The organism is Collinsella aerofaciens, from assembly GCF_028209395.1.
In the GTDB taxonomy this organism is placed as follows: Bacteria; Actinomycetota; Coriobacteriia; order Coriobacteriales; family Coriobacteriaceae; genus Collinsella; species Collinsella aerofaciens_AZ.
Genome location: NZ_JAQLDQ010000001.1, coordinates 219121 through 234074 on the forward strand (window position 1 = coordinate 219121; position 14954 = coordinate 234074).

A 14954-nucleotide genomic window follows, 5' to 3' on the forward strand; every position below is an offset into this window, starting at 1 on the left:
CGCCGAACGTGAACGGCGGGGGAGCGGGCGAGCGCGCCCGCGCGAGAGAGGTTGCCGTCCATGCTGGATCTCAGAGTTATTTGCAAAAGGTACGTTACGCAGTCGTTTACGCAGGTAGCGCTCGACAGCGTAAGCCTGTCTTTTCGCGATAACGAGTTTGTAGCCATCCTGGGTCCTTCGGGCTCGGGTAAAACTACGATGCTCAACGTCATTGGTGGACTCGACCATTTCGATTCCGGCGACCTGCTGATCGATGGCATCTCGACCAAGGACTTCAGCGACCGCGATTGGGATGCCTACAGAAACAATCGCATTGGCTTTGTGTTTCAGAGCTACAACCTCATTCCGCATCAGACCATTTTGGAAAACGTGGAATTGGCGCTTACGCTCACGGGCGTGGGGCATGCCGAGCGCCGCCAGCGTGCACGCAAGGCGCTTGAGGCAGTCGGTCTGGGCGAGCACGTTAACAAGCGCCCGAGCCAGCTATCGGGCGGCCAGATGCAGCGCGTGGCTATTGCCCGCGCCCTGATCAACGATCCCGAGATTGTGCTGGCTGACGAGCCGACCGGCGCCTTGGACTCAACGACATCCGTGCAGGTCATGGATTTGCTCAAGGACGTTGCGCGCGACCGTCTGGTCATCATGGTCACGCACAATCCCGAGCTGGCGTACAAGTACGCCACGCGCATCGTCACCCTGGCGGACGGCAAGATCACCGACGATTCAGATCCCTTTGATGCTGCCGAGGCCGCGCGTCGCGAGGCCAAGCCCACGCGCAAAACCTCGATGAGCTTTGTGACGGCGCTGGGGCTTTCTGCCCGAAACCTCATGACCAAGAAGGGTCGCACGGCCATGACGGCCTTTGCGGGCTCGATTGGCATTATCGGCATTGCGGCGATCCTGGCGCTGTCCAACGGCGTAAACGACTACATCAAAAAGGTCGAGGAGGACACGCTCTCGAGCTACCCGCTGACGATTTCCAAACAAGACTACGACCTGTCGTCCATGATGGGCGGCCATGGGGCTACCGATGAGGAGGCGTCCAAGGGCGAGGGCTCGTCCGATGACGCTACCGGTGGCAAAGCTAAGGGAACCGACAAGATCCCTGTGGTCACAGCCGTAAAGGACATGTTCGCAAGTGTTAAATCTAACGATATGACAAGCTTTAAGGCATGGCTTGACGACGACGGCGACGGTATCAATAAAGAGGTCAACGCTATCCAGTACGGCTACGGCGTGACGCCGGTTGTCTATCGTGCGGGCAAGGGCGATGAGAAGCCTGTCCGGCTGGTGCCCAACGCTATGACCGAGGCCATGAGCGGCGGCGCAAGTTCGGCGGCAACGGTGAGCATGGATTCCATGGGAACCTCGGTCTTTAACGAGATGATTGACGACCAGAGCCTGCTCGACAGCCAGTACGATGTCGTTGCCGGCCATTGGCCTACGTCTGCCAACGAGGCCGTGATGGTGCTTTCGAGCCGCGGCACGGTGGGTGACTACACGCTCTACAGCATCGGTGCGCTGGATATCGATGAGCTCAACGACCTGGTTAACAGTGCCATGACGGCCGACGGCAAGGTCGAGACGCCCAAGGCCGGCACCGACTTTACCTACGACGATGCGCTGTCCACGACGTTTAAGGTGCTGTCGCCGTCCGATGCCTATCGCAAAAACGAAGAGACCGGCATGTGGACTGACATGTCTGGCGACGCCGACTTTATGAAAGCCAAGGTTGCCGACGGTATTGACGTGCGCATTGTGGGCGTGGTGCGACCCAACGAGACGGCCAACGCGAGCGCATTGACTCCGGGCATTGCCTATACGCATGCGCTGACTTGCCAGCTTATGAAGCGCGCCGCCGATTCGCAGATCGTGCAGGAGCAGCTTGTCCACCCCGAGACGGATGTCTTTACGGGCAAATCTTTCGATGAACTGCAGGGCGAGGCCAAGCAGGGCGTGGATCTGGGCAGCATGTTCAGTGTGGACGAGGCGGCGTTGAAGAGCGCGTTCTCGTTCGATGCATCTGCACTCTCGGGTGCTGCCGGTGGCATGGATCTTTCGGGCATCGATTTGTCGGGCCTGGATATTGACCTTTCGGGCGTTGGCAAGGACATCGACTTCAGCAGCATCATGGCAAAAGCACCGGCCCCAGATTTCTCGGGCATCTTTGACGGTCTGGAGCTCACGCCCGAGCAAATGCAGCAGGTGGGAACGCTTGCCAACCAACTGTTTGAGGGCTTTTTGCAGTCTGATCAGTTTAAGGCGCTGTCGCCCGAAGATCTTAAGGACGCGTCGAAGCTCGCCGCCGCGTTCTCGTCGTATCTTGAGAATGATGCCGCAGCCCAGCAATGCCTGGCTCAGCTCAGGGCGCTGGGCGGCGATGCCCTGGCCGAGCGCCTGCAGCAGGCGATGACCGACTATGTGCAAAAGCAGCTGGCTCCGTATCTGCAGCAGGCTATGGACCAGGTCATGAAGACGATCAGCGAGCAGATTGCGACGACGGTATCGTCCCAGCTCAAGGCGGGCGCAGCAGGGCTTATGGATCAGATGGCGACGCAGATGTCTTCGAGTTTTACCAACCTGGCGAGCGCTATGCGTGTGGATGCGGGCGCCTTTGCTCGTGCCATCCATTTCAACATGGACGCCGAGGACCTGAGTTCGCTCATGATGAGCTATGCCAAGGCGTCGCAGCTCACCTACGATAACAATCTGACCACGTTGGGCTATGCGGATGAGGCAGATCCCATCTCGGTTAAGATTTTCCCGCGCGACTTTGAGGCCAAGGAGCGCGTACTCGATCACATCGATGCGTATAACAAGCAGGTCAAAGCCGCCGGCCACGACGAGCAGGCAATCTCGTACACCGACTACATGGGCATTATCATGGGTTCGGTAACCGACATCGTGAACACCATCAGCTTGGTGCTCATCGCATTTGTGAGCATCAGCTTGGTCGTCAGCTCCATCATGATCGGCATCATCACCTACATCAGCGTGCTGGAACGTAAAAAGGAGATTGGCATCCTGCGCGCGATCGGCGCGTCGAAGCGCAATGTGGCCAACGTGTTCAACGCCGAGACTTTCATCGAAGGCCTCATTGCCGGCGTCTTTGCCATTGTCGTCGTGGTGGCCGTGAGCTTTCCGGTTAATGCCTGGGCGCTTGCGGCCAAGCAGGTGCCCAACCTGATGAGCCTGCCCGTTCAAGACGCGCTGATGCTCATTGTAATTTCGGTGCTGCTGACGGTCGTTGCCGGCCTGCTGCCTGCTCGCAGCGCATCCAAGAAAGACCCTGTGGAAGCCCTACGCTCCGAATAATGTGACAAAGGGACAGTCCCTTTGTCACATTGGGTGGCTAGCTCGTTTTGCCCATCAATGTGATACGGATGCTTGGATGGGTGTACTCGTCAAATTCATCCTCGGGATCCGTGTCAAACGAATAGTACGTTTTGATGGGGCTGTCACTCGTCCTGATGGAGATTCTCTCGTAGAGCGAACCGTTCAAAAAAGCCTGCCTAAACTCTTCGGGGAGCTTTTGCGGTGCTAGGAGCTCGGGACTCACGGTCTTGACGTCTACGGTTTGGACGACAGAGGAAAGCTCATCCAAGTCAAGCTCGACACGGGCGAGGTTGTCCTCAAGGCTCGCGTCGGGGCCGATCTCTGCGATGTAGCTCACTTCCTTGAGCGTTCCCTTGTTGTCGAAATCCAGGTACGTATAGGTCTTCTGGGTATCGGAGTCGCCGTCGTGCAGATAGCCGCGGACGTGATAGCCGTAATCTTGATATCGCTCGTAAGGGTCATCGGCGGACACGTACTCGCATGCGGGCTCTAGCGTCTTGCGGGCGATGGCGATCTGCTCGGCCGCGGCCTCGGCATTCTCCTGCATCTCGATGTTTCCCTGTGCCAGCTGCGGGATATAGGCACCGCACACGATTGCGAGGGGCAGCGCCACAAGCGCGATAATCCACTTTTTTGCACGGGGGATAGGCACGCCATGGACTTCCGCCATGGCCTTTGCGTTGACATAGCTTTCGGTAAGTACGTCCGCTGCGGTGGCGACGGCGCCTACGGCAGCGGCGACTTCTGCCGCGCCACCCAGGTTGCGCGCGGTCTCGTTGTCGCTGTTCTTGAGCAGGCGCGCGGCGGCCTGCGTGCCAATAACGCCCGCGATTTGTGCCGAGCGGTCTTTCTCGGACTGCTCGACGGCGAGTCGGCGCTGCATTTCTTTCCACTGCTTGCCGCGCATGCCAAAGCGCGGCGCGAGCGCGCAATAGCAGAAGATGGCGAGCTCGACGGCGGTGAGCACCAGGGCGGCCATCATGCCCGTCTCCTGGAAGCCTTCGTGATGGAAGACGATGTCGTCAATCATTTCGAAGGGAATGATCAAAAAAGGCAGCACAAACGCCATGGCAAGCGCTGCACCGGCAACCTTGGGGTAGATGCAGTATCGCTGGATACGCTTGCGTTCTTGTTCGGAAAGTGTTGCCATGGCTGATCCTTGGTGTCGTAACGGTCGTTGCGGCGCATGGGGCGCGGGGCGCATCAGTTTGAGCTAGCGCTGGATAAGAACATAGAACAAGATGCTCATCGCGATGAGCAAGAAGCCTGCGATGTTAAACATCAGTGTGGCAAAGTTGCCCACGATGGGGCGTTCGACATAGCTTTTGTCTGGGTTGCTGGGGTTGTAGTACACGGTCATTTGGCTACCGAGGGGCCAAAGCTGCTCCGCGAGGGTGCCTAGGCGGGCGATGGGGCCTGTCTGCACGTGCAGCCAGCCCTTGGCGTCTTCGTAGGCGGTGGCTTGCGTGCGGATGGGGAGTCCCGACAAGCTTTTGGTCTTTATGCCACGGAATTGTTTTTTCGCGCGGTATTGCGTGCCGTCGACGGTGTATTCCAAAACGGGTTTCATTCTGCCTTCACCCATAAAGCGATGGTCGATGACCGTCCCCATGGTCACGGCGGTACAGGCCTTGGCTTTCTTGCGGGCGGCGGCCTTCATGAGCATGCTCGCTCCGATAAACAGGATGCCGATGCCTCCAACCGAGATGAGCGCGAGCAGAGATATCTGCGAGGTGGTCATGGCGTTCTCCTTTGGCGCGATACCGTCATATGTGACCCAGTATAGAGAATCCCGCCATCGATGAGCTATTGCGGGGGGGGGGGTCAATTCTGAATGTGACAAATGGACTGTTCCTTTGTCACATCGGGGACTGCGGAATCGAGGTCTAATACTTTTCCCGAGAAGTGAACGAGTGAAAACGGACTCCCGAAGCATCGACACTTTTAGCGTGCAATTTCCTGCGGTTTTGCCAGTCAAATCCTGCGGTTTTGACGCCTAAAAATGCTAATGCTTCGGGGGTCCAAATACAGCCGTTCACTTCTCGGGAAAAGTATTAGACCTCGAAATATGGGCGGCGTTCGCGAACGGCAACTAGCTTGCGTCCGGTAGCCGGCACTTGGGGCAAAGGGACTGCCCTTTTGCCCCTTCACCATTGCATCGTATCTGGTGTGGAAAAAATATCGCCTGCGTTCTCGCGCCTGCGAAGAGTTTCTGAACCGTTTGAATAGGATGTGACAAGGGGGCAGTCCCTTTGCCGCATTGATCTGAGAGTGGATGTTGATGTATTTATCGCTGGCCCCTATGGAGGGGATTACCGGGCATGTGTTCCGTCGCGTGCATGCGGAGTGTTTCGGCGCACTCGATTGTTATTACACGCCGTTTTTGCCGCCGCCGCGCGTGGGCAACCGCTTTGGCGGTAAGGCGTTTAAAGAGGTCGATCCCGCCAATAACCAGGGGCTTAACGTGGTGCCTCAGCTGATGTCCAAGAATGCGGATGAGTTTGTGTGGGCGGCGCAGGTGCTCGCCGACATGGGTTATCACGAGGTCAATCTCAACCTTGGCTGCCCCTCGGGCACGGTTGTAGCCAAGGGGAAGGGTTCGGGTTTCTTGCGCAATCTCGACGAGCTCGAGGTGTTCTTGAGCGACGTGTGCGAACGCTCGCCGTTGCCGGTGTCGGTCAAGACCAGGCTGGGGTTGGAAAGCGACGACGAATACGAGCGTGTGCTTGACCTCTATTGCCGCATGCCGCTGGCAGAGCTGATCGTGCATCCGCGCGTGCAAAAGGACCGCTATGCGGGTTCGCCGCGCAAAGAGTTTTACGGCGAGACGCTGGAGCGGGCGCCGTTTCCCGTGGCCTATAACGGTGACATTTTTGATCTTGAGGGCATGGACGCGCTGGTGGAGGCCTATCCCGGAACGCGTCACGTAATGTTGGGGCGCGGCTTGCTTGCGAACCCCGCACTGGCTCGCATGGTTAAGGGCGGCCCTACTGCCACGGCTGCTGAGCTGCAGCGCTTCCACGACACGCTGTTTGCGGCATATGCGGAAGAGATTGGCGGCAATGCGGTCTTTCGCATGAAGGAGTGGTGGTTCTACGCCAAATGCGCCTTCGCCGATCCCGCTAACGTTCACAAGATCGTGCGCAAGACCAAAAAGGTCGACGAATACCGCGCCGCCGTCGAGCGCGTCTTTCGCGAACAGCCACTTGCGCCCATAGCCCGCTTTCACGGCTAGTTAGTCGTTGGGGACGTTCTTTAACGACTACTCATTTAAGTGCGTCCCCAACGACTATGTTGCAAAAGCTGTACGTCAGCACCCAAAGATGTCGAAAAATGTCGACTTTGGATGCTGACATACACGTTTGGGTTCGGCGGGGGACTAGGCAATCCTTGCGTCAAGGGTAATGAGCTCCCTGAGCCGCTCTGTGCGTGTCTGCCCATGACGCTTTGCCTTTGCGTCAAACGCCTCAAGAACCGATTCACCCACACGTGCCGATAAAACAACGCTTGACTCATCAGAGATCGACGGCCTTCCCAGCTTGATGGTGCGACCCTTCGGCCACTCATCTTTTTCGTATGCCTCCGCGGCTTTCTCCAACTCTCCGGGTGCAAACCCCATCATCTTTTCGAGCTGCTTAGCATCCATAGCGCCTCCTATCGATCGACATAATGTCGAGCGCTGGTTCTCGGAATCTCTTTTTGTATACAGTTTTGTAGACAAAAATACAAGCAGCTTATCAAGCTAATTAGCGTGTTTTGACTAGTTTTTTCGATAGGAAATGGGCATCGATGGTTTCGATATTTCTTCACTTTCCAAGTCGGAACATGAGCGCTCATTGAACCTGCAGAGGGGGCACTTTAACAAACTATCGAGGTTCTGGCCAGGAGCTTTCACCGGTCTTCGGTGGTGAGAACAGCTCAATTCGCGACACAGTGTGTCGCGAATTGGAGTAGTCGCTGAGTGTTCTTTAACAACTAGTCATTCAAGAAGAGAGCGTCTAAGTGCCGGAATTGCTATTTTGAGTCGTCCCTAACGACTATTCTGGAGGGCAGTGTGCAAAAAAGGGTAAATATGAGTACTGTTGCCATTGTGGTTGCATTTATCTTCTTCAAAAATAAGGTCCCTGATGAGATTTAATACCATTAGGCTTCTCTTTTATTGAACATATGGGGATAAATAACGCCATCTGCGGACGCTTGGGGCGTTGAATGATCCCTGAAATGATTAAAATCGCTGTTACTAAACAAGTAGCAGTACTCATATTTGCCATTTTTTGAACACGGTCCTCTAAGGAGCCCTTTCCAGAGACGTCGGATGGCTTCAAACAGCCATAATCCAAAGGCCGTCTCAAGCAACTAGTCATTTAAGAACGTCCCCAACGACCGCCCACAAAAAGCTGTACGCCAGCATTCAAAGGTGTCGAAAAAAGTCGACTTTGGATGCTGGCGTATATGTTTGGGTTCGGCGGGGGACTAGTTATTGGGGACGTTCTTTAACGACTACTCATTTAAGTGCGTCCCCAATGAGTACTAGATCAGGTTCTCCTGTACCCAGGCGATGATGTCGCTCGATTCGTAGAGTGGCTTGCCGTCGATGAACAGGCAGGGAACCTGGCGTTTTCCGCCGACGGCGATGAGCGTCTGCTCGGCATCGGGGTCGGTCGAGATATTGCGCTCAGGGATGGTCACGCCGTTATCCGCCAAAAAGCGCTTGACCTTTATGCAATACGGGCAGCCGGTCATAACGTACAGCTCGAGCTTGTGATCAGTAGCCATAGGTCTCCAATCGGTTGAGGTTTCGGTTGAGATACCCAAAGCCGCCGCAGTCTATGCGCGCGTCAACGACGACTCGATGGCATGGACCAGAAACGCCGTGGCTCCGGTGCCGCAGGGCTTGTCGTAGTAGTCGATAAAGCGCTGATCGGCAAGATAGCCGTGGGCGAGGCTCAGGTATGCTTCGTCTTGGGGTTCGCGTCCCCAGTTAAGGCCAATCCATCGACGGTGCATTGCGATAAGCTTGCGGGCCTCGTTGCTCTCTGGGTCGCCAACGCTCATGGCGATCGAGAGCTGGCCCAGAATAGCGCGTTCAAGTTCCTTCATGTCGTTCCATGTCTCGGGATCCATGTCCAGCAGTGCCTCGTTTGCTGCATCGACGGCCTCGTCGCCATAGCGCGCCCGCGCTTCGGCACCGTAGCGCTCCTCGTTTTCCTGCACGGTACGCCAGCGCTCCAGTTGTGGCAGGACAGCGCCCATAAGCGAGACGGCTTCGTCGAGCGACATGCCGGTGTTTTGTGCCAGCCGCGGGGCACAGTCCTCGATCATTGCCTCCATGGTGGTGTCGTAGGTGTACTGGCCATGGTCGTAGCACCACTTGCAGTAATGGTCGGTCGTGGCGCCGTGGGCATCGGTACCGCAATCGTCGGGCGTGAGTATCATGCCGCAGCTCTGGCAATAGTGCTCGGGCATTTCGAGCAGATGAGACAGTGGCTCGCCGGTCACGGCGGCAATGAGCTTCATCATGTCGATGCCCGGGGTGACCTCGCCGCGCTCCCAACGGCTGACGGCTTGGCGTGTGACGAAGAGCTTGGCGGCGAGCTGCTCCTGAGTAAGGTGATGGGCACGACGGACGGCGATGAGCTTTTCTGCAAAGGCCATAACGGCTCCTTTCTGCTGGTTGATGGCTTAAGCATAAGCGGCGGCGGGCGCCCTTCCAAGCAACCGTTGGTTGCACGACGGGGGACCGCGGCGAAGAATTGCGCGTAACGTCCCACACCTCCATGCCGTACAATGACCGACATGGAACCTATCGCACACATACATACCGACCTGCCGCAGAAGTTCGGCATCCCGCGCAACAGCTTTTTGGCGCCTCACCTGCAGGGACGCATCGTTTTTGAGCCGGAATTTGCCTCCAACGCAGCGGTTGAGGGTCTGGACTCCTTCTCTCACCTATGGCTGCTCTGGCGCTTCGAAAACGGCACGCCCGGCGGCACGGCTAAGGATATTGCCGCCGATGCCAAAACGCAGGACAGGTCCGGCACCAACGCAAAATGGTCGAAAACCGTGCGTCCGCCGCGTCTGGGCGGAGCCGAGCGCGTGGGCGTGTTTGCCACGCGCAGTCCGTTTCGCCCTAATCCCATCGGGCTCACCTGTGTCAAGCTCGATCGTGTCGAGCTCACTGACGATGGTCCCATCATTCATGTGCTGGGGGCCGATCTGCGTGACGGCACGCCCATCTACGATGTCAAGCCCTACATTCCGTTTGCGGACTGTCACCCGGATGCGACCGGCGGCTGGATTGAGGATGCGCCGTGGCAAGAGCTCGACGTCGAGTTTCCGCAAGCGCTGCAGGATATGATTCCGCCCGCAAAGCTCCCCGGCTTGATAGAGGTCCTTCGCCAAGATCCGCGCCGCGCGGGTAGCAAGCACGAGCCAAGCCGCGTTTACCATCTGGCCTACGCCGGACTCGACATATCCTTTACGGTTGATGGAACCAGGTTGACGGTAATCGCCGTCAACGACGCACGGGACTAGCTGGCCATTCGACGGCGCTCGCCAAATTCAACGCCAAACCCCGTGCCAAAATCGCCCACGCTGGTGGACAATAACGCCTATCAAAACAATCCGCTTTGCACGGGAGCTCAGCATGAAATACGACTTTACTTCGCTTATCGACCGCCACGGCATGGACGCCATCGCCGTTGACTCCTGGGGCGAGATCCCTGGCATGGCTCCGAACGCGCCCGACGAGGGCTTCGACCGCATCCCCATGTGGGTGGCGGACATGAACTTTGCCACGGTGCCCACGGTCCAGGAGCACATCATTCAGCGCGCCCAGCATCCCATGTTTGGCTATTTCGATCCGCGCGACGAGTACTTCGACCGCATCATCGAATGGCAGAGCCGACGTAATGGCGTCGAGGGTCTGCTCCCGGAGCATATCGGCTACGAAAACGGCGTGCTGGGCGGTGTCGTGTCGACCCTGCGGGCGTATGTCCAGCCGGGCGATGCGGTGCTGGTCCACAGCCCCACCTACATCGGCTTTACCAAGTCTATCGAAGCCGCGGGCTATCGCATTGTCCACAGCCCGCTTAAGCTCGACGACCAAGGCGTGTGGCGTATGGACTTTGAGGACATGGAGCAAAAGCTCGCTCAAAACCACATCCATGCCGCGGTGTTCTGCTCGCCGCACAACCCTTGCGGCCGCGTATGGGAGCGCGACGAGATCGAGCGCGCCATGGACATCTATCGCCAGCACGATTGCGTGGTGATCTCGGACGAGATTTGGTCCGATATCATCCTGCCGGGTCACAAGCATATCCCGACGCAGTCGGTGAGCAAAGATGCCCGCATGCGCACGGTTGCTCTCTATGCGCCCAGCAAGACGTTTAACCTGGCGGGCCTGGTCGGCAGCTACCACATCATCTATAACGAGACGCTGCGCGACCGCGTGTGCGCCGTGTCCAACAAGACTCACTACAACGAGATGAACGTCCTTTCCATGCACGCGCTTATCGGTGCCTACCAGCCGCAGGGCTACGAGTGGGTTGACGAGCTCAACCAGGTGCTTGCCGGCAACATCGACTACTTCTGCGATTACGTGGACGAGCATTTTGAGGGCGTGTCCTATTCGCGTCCACAGGGCACCTACATGGTGTTTCTGGACTGCACCGAGTGGTGTCGCGAGCATGGCCGCGATATTCAGTGGTTGCTCGACGAGGGGGCGCGCGTGGGCGTGGGGTATCAGGACGGCCGTCCGTTCCACGGGCCCTGCCACATTCGCGTGAATCTGGCGCTGCCGCTTTCGCGTGTAAGGGAGGCGTGCGACCGCTTGGACCGCTACGTTTTTAATGCACGGTAAGTGAGTGCTGCATGCGGGGCTGTCTGCCAGATTGGCTGGAAGGCCCCGTATGGTAAAGCATCTGTAACCATTGAGCGCAAGCGCGGTTTTGTCTGCTATTATTCAGCTCTTGAGTCTGTAAACAGGATCGTCTGGAGCTCGATGAAAAGACCTCGTCGCTCGGCCGCCATATCGTTGTTTGTTGCGCTTGCAGTGGTGGGCGCCTTTGTCGTGGCGATAGCTGGCTGTTCCGGGTTGAATGATGGGGCCGCGGCGTCTGCATCAGAAGGCGCAGCCGCCTCGCAGGTCAAAGACGACAACCTTAAGACGCTCAACGTTGGCAGCGACCTCTATCCACCGTTTGTGTATAGCAACGAGTACGGCGATATCGTTGGCCTGGATATCGATATTTTGACCGAGGCTTTGGGCCGCATTGGCTACAAGCCAAAGTACCAGCTGATCGACTGGGAAAAGAAGAAAGAGCTGCTGGCGAGCGGCGAGCTCGATTGCGTCATGGGCAGCTTTAGTATGACGGGCCGCGAAGGCGAGTATCGCTGGGCGGGGCCGTACCTTGCGAGCCGACAGGTGGTTGCTGTCGATCCCGAAAGCGATATCTACACGCTTGCCGATCTTGAGGGTAGGGTCGTGGCGGTCCAGTCCACCACCAAGCCCGAATCGATTCTGCTCAATCACACCAATGAAAACGTTCCGCAGATTAAGGAGCTCTACAGCTTTTCGGACCGCTCGTACCTGAACCCGGCGCTTGTCGAGGGCCTAGTCGACGCCATCGCCGCGCATGAGTCCTCGCTGCTCACCTACGAAAAAGACTATGGCGTGACGTATCGCATTTTGTCTGAGCCGCTGCTAGAGGTTGGTTTGGGCACCGCTTTCGATATCAACGACACACGCGGCATCGACGTTAAGCTCACCCATGCCTACCAAGAAATGCTTGCCGATGGCACCATGGAGCGCCTGGTGTCAAAGTATTTTGATGACCCTTCGCCCTTTTTGAATGTGGAGGGCCTGTCATGATTGATGCGTCCGACCACACCGCTCAGGAGCGGGGCGATCGTTCGGCACGGGAATGGCTCATCGTCGTCCTGTTGGGGATAGCGCTCTCGATTGTTGCCGGCGTGACGAGCTACGCCTACACGACAGCTCAGGCCGAGCAGCGCTTTGCCGACGTTGTCGATTACGTGGCGACACAGAGCCTTTCCTACGATGCGTTCAACAGCGCCTATGCGACCAAAAACCTGATTCGCGTTATGGAGATCGCCGGAGAGGCGGCGCGCGATATGGAGCGCGACGGCTCGGTGGATAACGCTACGTTGGAGCAATATGCTGACCAGTTTAATGTGACAGCGCTGATCGTAACGGATGCATCGGGCAACTTGGTGTCCGAGTCCTCGAAGGATGATGTGGGCTACGAGTCGCTCGCTGCGAATCTCAAAGAGGCGCCTGTGCTGGAGGTGGCAGCCCATCCGCTTAAGTCCTATACCGCTCGCATTACGCTTGCGGACGATTCGGTCGCAGACATTGGCTGCGTGGCCCGGCGGGACGGTGAGGGCATCGTTGTCGCGGTGAGGCACCAGAGCGCCAAGGCGGTCGCGAGCAATACGCTCAAGTTGCAGAGCTTGCTCGATGGTTATGAGACTATCGATAGCGGCAATATCGTGATCGAAAACGACGGTAAGGTCGTTGCGACCAACGCTGTCGAGCCCGCCGTGTCAGGCGTGTTCGATTTGCCTGCGACGGATGCCATCGTTGTCAACGGCATTAAGGAGCGTTGCCTGGCTGGTAAGGTCAGATTGGTTAACGACAGCGGTGAGTGGTATCTGGGCACATTTGGTAAAGCGCGCGATTTTTACGTGTACACCTATGCTCCCGCGCAGCGTTACTTTGAGGTTGTTGCCGCTGTTGTTGCCAGTGTGTTGGCACTCTACGGCGGTGTTATAGCCACTGTTGTGTTGGTGCGCCGCCGCGCCGAGAGCCAACGCTTTGCCGACCTGTTGCTGCAGGAGCGCGACTATGGCGACAAGCTGGCAAAAGCGGCGCGCGAAGCTTCGTCTGCCAACTCTGCAAAGACGGAGTTCCTGCGTCGCATGAGTCACGACCTGCGCACGCCCATCAACGGCATTCGCGGTATGGTCGAGGTGGGCAATGCCAACGCGGACGACTTGCAAAAGCAGACTGAGTGCCGCTCAAAGATCTGGACGGCGTCGGGACTGCTGCTCGACCTTGCGAACGAGGCACTCGATATGAGCCGCTTGGAGAGCGGGCAGGTCGACCTGAATCTCGTGCCTACAGATATGGTGGCCCTCAACCGTGAGGTGTGCGATATTCTGGAGCGCCAGGCCGAGGAGCGCCTGGTGACAATTATCTGCGACCAACGGACTCTTGATCATCCCTATGCCCGGGTGAGCGTGACGCACCTCAAGCGTCTGTTGCTCAATATTGCCGGTAATGCCGTCAAGTACAACCGCCAGGGCGGCTATGTTCGCCTGACATGCCGCGAGGTGGAGCCGGTGGACGGTGTCCCCGTCTATGAATACACGATCGCCGATAACGGCATTGGCATGAGCGAGGAGTTTCAACAGCACCTCTACGAGCCGTTCAGCCGCGAGGAACAACAGGTGGAAGGCGCTTCATCGGGAACTGGCCTGGGCGCGTCTATTGCCAAGCAGTTGGTCGAGCTTATGGGCGGAACCATGAGCTTTACGAGCGCCTTGGGGCAGGGGACGACGTTTACCATTTGCCTGCCGTTTGAGAAGTGCAAGAGTTCCGAGATTCCCCAGGCAGTTCGCGTGGATGCAGGCGACAGCGACGTGCTCCAGGGCCTGCGCGTTTTGCTCGTAGAGGATAACGACCTGAATGCCGAGATCGCACAGTTTACGCTCGACCGCGCCGGTGCCGTCGTGACACATGTCAAAGATGGCGAGTCTGCCGTCGAGACGTTTGCCGCGAGTGCGCTGCACGAGTACGACGTGGTATTGATGGACATCATGATGCCCGGCATCGATGGCCTTGAGGCCACGCGTCAGATTCGAGCGCTCGATCGCGAGGACGCCGCGACCACGCCGATTATCGCCGTGAGCGCCAATGCCTTTGCCGACGACCGTAGGCTTTCGCGCGAGGCGGGCATGAACGCGCATCTGAGCAAACCCGTGAGTTCTCAGGATCTCGTTGAGGCGCTTGCGCACATAGCTGCCGACGCTTCATAAACAAATGGCTCGGTTCCAATACTGGTTGGAACCGAGCCATTTTGCTATTTGCAGGACCTGTTTTTGGGCTTACTTTTCTTGAATCTGCTTGCCGCAAAGGTGCTCAATCGAAATCTCGTAGAGTTGGACGCCCTTGATGTCTTTGGCGATTTCCTCCTCGACTTCTTCGGCAGAAGGGTAGTACTTAAGCGCTAACTGGCGGACTTTGTCCTCGATAAACGCGGGGGCCTCATCTACCAGACGGCAACGGCCAAAGACCACGGCGCTCATAACGTAGGGAGCCCAGTCATCGTCCTTGTACCACTCGTTGCCGTAAACGGTAAAGCAGACTTTATCATCACGCCTGAGTGAATCGACCTTGTGGCCAGCCTTGGCACCATGGAAATAAATCTTGTCGTGCTCGGCGTCAAGGAAGTAGTTGACGGGAATGGCATACGGGTAGCCACCATCGCCGTTGACGGCAAAGACACCGCGCTTGCAGATAGCGAGCAACTCGCGCGCTTCCTCGTCAGTGATGGCGCGTTTCTTTCGGCGTAAGGGCCTAAACATCGTTGGCT

12 protein-coding genes are annotated in these 14954 nt (G+C 57.5%); 6 read left to right on the forward strand and 6 right to left on the reverse strand.

The window, feature by feature from the left end:
• Positions 1-60 precede the first annotated feature (60 nt).
• Complete coding sequence (locus PMW67_RS00895) at positions 61-3315, forward strand: ABC transporter ATP-binding protein/permease (protein WP_271738525.1); 3255 nt, start codon at positions 61-63, stop codon at positions 3313-3315.
• Between the two features lie 37 nt (positions 3316-3352).
• Here PMW67_RS00895 and PMW67_RS00900 read toward each other — a convergent pair whose 3' ends face one another.
• Positions 3353-4486 carry a hypothetical protein gene (locus tag PMW67_RS00900; protein WP_271738526.1) on the reverse strand — a complete coding sequence of 378 codons (1134 nt, stop codon included), beginning with the start codon at positions 4484-4486 and terminating at the stop codon, positions 3353-3355.
• A gap of 63 nt (positions 4487-4549) precedes the next feature.
• On the reverse strand, positions 4550-5077 hold the full coding sequence (locus tag PMW67_RS00905) for a DUF3592 domain-containing protein (protein WP_271738527.1): 528 nt from the start codon (positions 5075-5077) through the stop codon (positions 4550-4552).
• A gap of 540 nt (positions 5078-5617) precedes the next feature.
• Here PMW67_RS00905 and PMW67_RS00910 point away from each other — a divergent pair.
• Positions 5618-6571, forward strand: a complete 954-nt coding sequence (locus PMW67_RS00910; protein WP_271738528.1) for a tRNA dihydrouridine synthase — start codon at positions 5618-5620, stop codon at positions 6569-6571.
• A gap of 144 nt (positions 6572-6715) precedes the next feature.
• Here the strand turns inward: PMW67_RS00910 and PMW67_RS00915 are convergent, their stop codons facing one another.
• The 3 genes from PMW67_RS00915 to PMW67_RS00925 all read right to left on the reverse strand — a co-directional run bounded on the left by PMW67_RS00915 (position 6716) and on the right by PMW67_RS00925 (position 8991).
• Positions 6716-6982 (reverse strand): ribbon-helix-helix protein, CopG family, encoded by a 267-nt coding sequence (locus PMW67_RS00915; protein WP_271738529.1) that lies wholly within the window; start codon positions 6980-6982, stop codon positions 6716-6718.
• 884 nt (positions 6983-7866) lie between these two features.
• Positions 7867-8112, reverse strand: coding sequence for a glutaredoxin family protein (locus PMW67_RS00920; RefSeq protein ID WP_271738530.1), 246 nt, complete (start codon positions 8110-8112; stop codon positions 7867-7869).
• A gap of 51 nt (positions 8113-8163) precedes the next feature.
• Positions 8164-8991 carry a TipAS antibiotic-recognition domain-containing protein gene (locus tag PMW67_RS00925; RefSeq protein ID WP_271738531.1) on the reverse strand — a complete coding sequence of 276 codons (828 nt, stop codon included), beginning with the start codon at positions 8989-8991 and terminating at the stop codon, positions 8164-8166.
• 141 nt (positions 8992-9132) lie between these two features.
• Between PMW67_RS00925 and PMW67_RS00930 the strand changes: the two genes are divergently transcribed.
• The 4 genes from PMW67_RS00930 (at position 9133) to PMW67_RS00945 (ending at position 14397) form a co-directional block, all read left to right on the forward strand.
• On the forward strand, positions 9133-9870 hold the full coding sequence (locus PMW67_RS00930; RefSeq protein ID WP_271738532.1) for an SAM-dependent methyltransferase: 738 nt from the start codon (positions 9133-9135) through the stop codon (positions 9868-9870).
• 112 nt (positions 9871-9982) lie between these two features.
• Complete coding sequence (locus PMW67_RS00935; protein WP_271738533.1) at positions 9983-11197, forward strand: MalY/PatB family protein; 1215 nt, start codon at positions 9983-9985, stop codon at positions 11195-11197.
• A 141-nt stretch (positions 11198-11338) separates the two neighbouring features.
• Positions 11339-12208: a substrate-binding periplasmic protein gene (locus tag PMW67_RS00940; RefSeq protein WP_271738534.1), complete on the forward strand. Its 870-nt coding sequence runs from the start codon at positions 11339-11341 to the stop codon at positions 12206-12208.
• The gene (locus tag PMW67_RS00945) at positions 12205-14397 is read left to right on the forward strand and encodes an ATP-binding protein (protein WP_118205439.1); all 2193 of its coding nucleotides are present in this window, start codon (positions 12205-12207) and stop codon (positions 14395-14397) included. The genes PMW67_RS00940 and PMW67_RS00945 overlap by 4 nt, the downstream gene beginning before the upstream one ends.
• Before the next feature lie 69 nt (positions 14398-14466).
• Here PMW67_RS00945 and PMW67_RS00950 read toward each other — a convergent pair whose 3' ends face one another.
• The gene (locus PMW67_RS00950) at positions 14467-14946 is read right to left on the reverse strand and encodes a pyridoxamine 5'-phosphate oxidase family protein (RefSeq protein WP_271738535.1); all 480 of its coding nucleotides are present in this window, start codon (positions 14944-14946) and stop codon (positions 14467-14469) included.
• Positions 14947-14954: the final 8 nt, after the last annotated feature.